This window comes from Haemophilus sputorum CCUG 13788, assembly GCF_000238795.1.
GTDB lineage: Bacteria > Pseudomonadota > Gammaproteobacteria > Enterobacterales > Pasteurellaceae > Haemophilus_A > Haemophilus_A sputorum.
The window spans coordinates 1-4,151 of sequence record NZ_AFNK01000011.1 but is presented as its reverse complement, the minus strand read 5'-3'; the positions used below and the strand labels follow the sequence as shown (position 1 = coordinate 4,151).

The 4,151-nt window shown below is 49.4% G+C and carries 4 protein-coding genes; 2 read left to right on the top strand and 2 right to left on the bottom strand.

Translation table 11 applies throughout. The features are described 5' to 3' along the window. Both HSP_RS0103210 and HSP_RS0103205 read left to right on the top strand, forming a co-directional pair. Nucleotides 1–1,142, top strand: a 1,142-nt coding sequence (locus HSP_RS0103210; protein ID WP_010128413.1) for an AAA family ATPase, incomplete at its 5' end; no start/stop codon positions are given. Then, on the top strand, nucleotides 1,142–2,116 hold the full coding sequence (locus HSP_RS0103205) for a ParB family protein (RefSeq protein WP_000064119.1): 975 nt from the start codon (nucleotides 1,142–1,144) through the stop codon (nucleotides 2,114–2,116). The genes HSP_RS0103210 and HSP_RS0103205, both read left to right, overlap by 1 nt. An 81-nt stretch (nucleotides 2,117–2,197) precedes the next feature. On the opposite strand, the gene HSP_RS0103200 is transcribed toward HSP_RS0103205, so the two are convergent. After that, nucleotides 2,198–3,469, bottom strand: a complete 1,272-nt coding sequence (locus tag HSP_RS0103200; protein ID WP_000457559.1) for a Y-family DNA polymerase — start codon at nucleotides 3,467–3,469, stop codon at nucleotides 2,198–2,200. After that, a complete protein-coding gene (gene umuD / locus HSP_RS11160; RefSeq protein WP_000776034.1) occupies nucleotides 3,469–3,900 on the bottom strand; it encodes a translesion error-prone DNA polymerase V autoproteolytic subunit in 432 nt (143 codons plus the stop codon). Before umuD ends, HSP_RS0103200 begins: the two co-directional genes overlap by 1 nt. Between the last annotated feature and the right edge of the window lie 251 nt (nucleotides 3,901–4,151).

The window sequence follows — 4,151 nt, the reverse complement described above, 5'->3', positions numbered from 1 at the left end:
GCGAAAGTATCCGACAGCAAAAAGAGGAATTGAAGCTTACCGAGTTCTATCAGGAATACAGCAAAGCCGCTCTGTATAAGCTGCCTAAGCTCAGTAAAGGCAGTGTTGAGTATGCTGTGTCCGAAATGGAAGCCGGTGGCTACATTTTTAAAAAGAAACCTTCTGGTAATACGATGAAATACGCGATGACGATTCAGAATGTCATCGATCTGTATAACCATCGTAAAGTACCGAAGTACAGGGATCGCTTCGATAAAGCCTTTACGATTTTTGTATGTAATCTTAAAGGTGGTGGTTCCAAGACAGTTTCTACCGCTTCATTATCACATGCTTTTCGAGCTCATCCTCAGCTTCTGTTCGAAGACCTGCGTATTCTGGCCATCGATTTCGATCCGCAGGCATCTCTGACAATGTTCCTGAGCCATGAGAATTCAGTGGGCTTGGTTGAAAATACGGCTGCTCAGGCCATGCTCCAGAACGTGTCTCGTGAAGAATTACTTTCCGATTTTATAGTACCGTCTATTATCCCTGGTGTTGATGTAATCCCCGCTTCCATTGACGATGCATTCCTTGCTGAAGGCTGGAAGGGATTGTGTGAAGAACATCTGCCAGGGAAAAATATTCATGCGGTGCTTAAAGAGAACATTATCGACAAGCTCCAGCATGACTACGACTTTATTTTCCTTGATAGTGGTCCTCACCTTGATGCGTTCCTGAAAAACTGCATTGGGGCGGCAGACCTGATGTTGACCCCTCTTCCACCGGCGACGGTTGATTTTCATTCTTCCCTGAAGTTTGTGGCCAGCCTCCCTGCCCTCATAGATTCCATCGAAATGGATGGGCACACCTGCAATCTCATCGGTAATGTCGGCTTCATGTCCAAGATCCTGAACAAGTCTGATCACAAAATTTGCCATAGTCAGGCCAAAGAGGTTTTCGGTGCCGATATGCTAGACATGGTTCTGCCAAGACTGGATGGTTTCGAACGTTGTGGGGAGACTTTTGACACAGTTATTTCAGCAAATCCAGCAACCTATGATGGAAGTACAGAGGCACTAAAAAGCGCAAAATCAGCAGCGGAAGACTTTGCGAAGGCAGTCTTTGATCGCATCGAGTTCATTCGTACTAACGGAGGTATGTGATGTCGAATGAGAAAAGAAAAACCATCGGCAGACAGTTAAATACCCAGGCGTCAATTGCGGAAATGACGGACACCGGTAGAAGCCAGGTATTTACCTTAAAAACCGGCAGGAAGGTAACGTTCAGGTTTGTTCGGGTGCCTGCATCTGAAGTTGAAAGTAAGACCTTCGTAAACCAGGAAAACAACGGAAGAGATCAACTTGCACTGACCAGGGAATCCCTGAAATCCATTATCCAGACGATTAAGTTTCAGCAGTTCTTTCCCTGTATTGGTATTAAGCAAAGTGAAAGGATTGAGATACTGGATGGTTCAAGACGGCGAGCCTCAGCAATTTTTGTCCGTACAGGCCTTGATGTAATGGTTACCGAAGAGCATTTATCAGCTGATGAAGCTCGCCAACTGGCTAAAGATATCCAGACAGCTAAAGAACATAATCTTCGGGAGATTGGCCTGAGATTGATCGCTCTTAAAGAGTCCGGATTTAATCAAAAGGAAATTGCTGAACTGGAGGGGTTATCTCAAGCTAAAGTTACCAGGGCGCTGCAGGCGGCGGCCGTACCGCAAGACTTGATTTCTCTGTTCCCGGTTCAGTCGGAGCTATCGTTTAGTGACTATAAACTTCTTTTAGAAGTTAATGAAAAACTCAGTGAAAAGGGATTAACGCCTGAAGAACTCATTCAGTCTGTATCAGCTCAGCTCGATGCAATTTTGAGTGAAGGCGAGCGACCAGAAGACGAACAGAAAGCCAGTATACTGAAGCTGATTTCTCAGGCATCTCAGGCATTGATAGATCCATCTCCCAAGGAAAAGTCAGTGGTTTCCCCACTCTGGTCTTTTGAAGAAAAGGACAAGTTCGCGCGTAAGCGTGTGAAAGGGCGTACGCTGACTTATGAGTTTAGCCGTATGTCAAAAGTGATTCAGGATGAACTGGACAAGGCTATCAACGAGGTCCTTGACAGAAATTTGAGTCAATAATTTCGCCATGGCGATTTCACATCTAACTTATTGTAATTAGGCAGTTTAGGCTGAGAATTTCAAGGTGAAATCGCCAAAGTTTTACGCCAGTTTCGCTGAAGGAATATCTGACCATCGTGTCGTATAAGCAGGAGAAAGCATCTCCCGTTTCATCTGCCATTCCGGGGCAATACCCCGCCCCGCAAACCATACTTTACCCAGCCCTGAGTTGTTGATCCCGTCCAGAACCTTCATCAGCTCAGCACTGTAAGGGCGTGGCGGGCGTTCGTCGAACAGCTGCAGCTGCGAAACGCCGGAGCCGGTGAAGTCATTCAGCATAACTCCGGCTTTGGCATACCGGTGCCCATCCCTCCAGATACGCTCCAGAGCCGTTGTAGCGGCTGCAATGATGTCCCTGGTGTCCTGAGTGGGTGTAAGAAGTTTTTCCGTAGCCACGTTGCCGTAGTAAGGCTCTTTAATGGCGAACGGAGACGTTTTGATGAAAACGGAAATATGCCGGCAATACTGGTGCTCTTTACGCAGTTTTTCAGAGGCCCGCTCTGCGTGCTGACAGATAGCCTGACGGAGTGACTCGTACTCCGTGATCTTCACGCCAAAACTGCGGCTGCAGACAATTTGCTGTTTCGTCGGAGGGGCTTCCTCAAGCGAAAGGCAGCTTTCCCCGTTCAGTTCCCGTACCGTTCGCTCAAGGACCACAGAAAAATTTTTGCGGATGAAGGCCGGGTTCGTCAGGGCGAGATCGAGCGCGGTCTTAATGCCCAGTACATTCAGCTTGCGTGCAATACGGTTACCCACCCCCCAGATTTCTTCAACCGGCTGCAGTGAAAGCAGTTTCCGCGTTCTCTGCGGATTTCCCCTGGTCAGAGCAAGTACGCCACGAAACTGTTTCCACTCTTTTGAGGCCCACTGGGCTGATTTTGCGAGGGTCTTCGTTGGTCCGGCGCCCACGCCAATGGTCAGGTGGGTACAGTCATACACGTGCTGACGCAGCTGCCGGCCGAAGTCCTCAAGCTCCATACAGTGCTCCACGCCGGTCAAATCGAGGAACATCTCATCAATTGAATACTGTTCCACTCTGGGGGCCAGTTCCTCCAGGCTGTTCATCACGCGCGCCAACATCGAGGCATAAAGTTCATAGTTACTTGAAAACGCATATATTTTTTCCGGGTATCTTTCGTTTTTTATCTGAAACCACGGAGTTCCCATTTTGATCCAGGGCTTCGCCTCGGCACTGCGAGCGATTACATTCCCGTCGTTGTTGCTCAGGACGACTATCGGCTTTCCTTTCAAATCCGGGCGGAAAACACGTTCACAGCTGGCATAGAAGCTGTTCACATCGGCCAGGGCAAACATCAGTACATCTCCCTCGGGCGGTGGATGATATGCGTGACGACGCCAAAGATATCCAGCTCGTCGGGATCAGGATAAATCGGCGACCAGGAGGCATTCATGGGCTGCAGCGTCAGTCGCGGCGTCAGCAGAAGCCGTTTCACCGTAAACTCCCCCTGCATGCTGGCGACAACGATATCGCCGTGCCGCGGCTTTTCAGCACTGTCCACAACCAGCAGATCGCCATTGTACAGACTGCCGTCGGCCATGCTGTCTCCGCTGGCACGCAGGTAGTACGTCGCGCTCGGATGCCGTATGCAGTAATCATGGAGATCCAGATCGGACTCGACATAGTCAGCAGCAGGGCTGGGAAAACCGCAGCTGGCCAGATCGGCAAACAATGGATGGGCCTGTGGCGGGAGTTCTTTCCCGGTGCTGAAAAGTTGTAGTTTCATCTTTCCTCCTGACACTCTAATTTTACTGGTTATACATACAGTGTTCACCGGGAGACCGGTAGAGATCAAGGGGTGAAAGTCCCCGACCATTGAAGGACCAGCAATCCACAAGGTCCCCGAGTCATGCGTTGCATACCGCGAGGTATGGGGCGAAGCGTTGACAGGGGGTGTTGACAGGCCAGCCATTGAGCCACGAAATGTATATTAAATTACCGGGTGCCGACGTTGTACTGTTAACGGAAGGCAACATC

Excerpts from the sequence above, each read along its gene's own strand:
- umuD (WP_000776034.1), bottom strand. The coding sequence starts at position 3,900 with ATGAAACTACAACTTTTCAGCACCGGGAAAGAACTCCCGCCACAGGCC.
- HSP_RS0103200 (WP_000457559.1), bottom strand. The coding sequence starts at position 3,469 with ATGTTTGCCCTGGCCGATGTGAACAGCTTCTATGCCAGCTGTGAACGT.
- HSP_RS0103205 (WP_000064119.1), top strand. The coding sequence starts at position 1,142 with ATGTCGAATGAGAAAAGAAAAACCATCGGCAGACAGTTAAATACCCAG.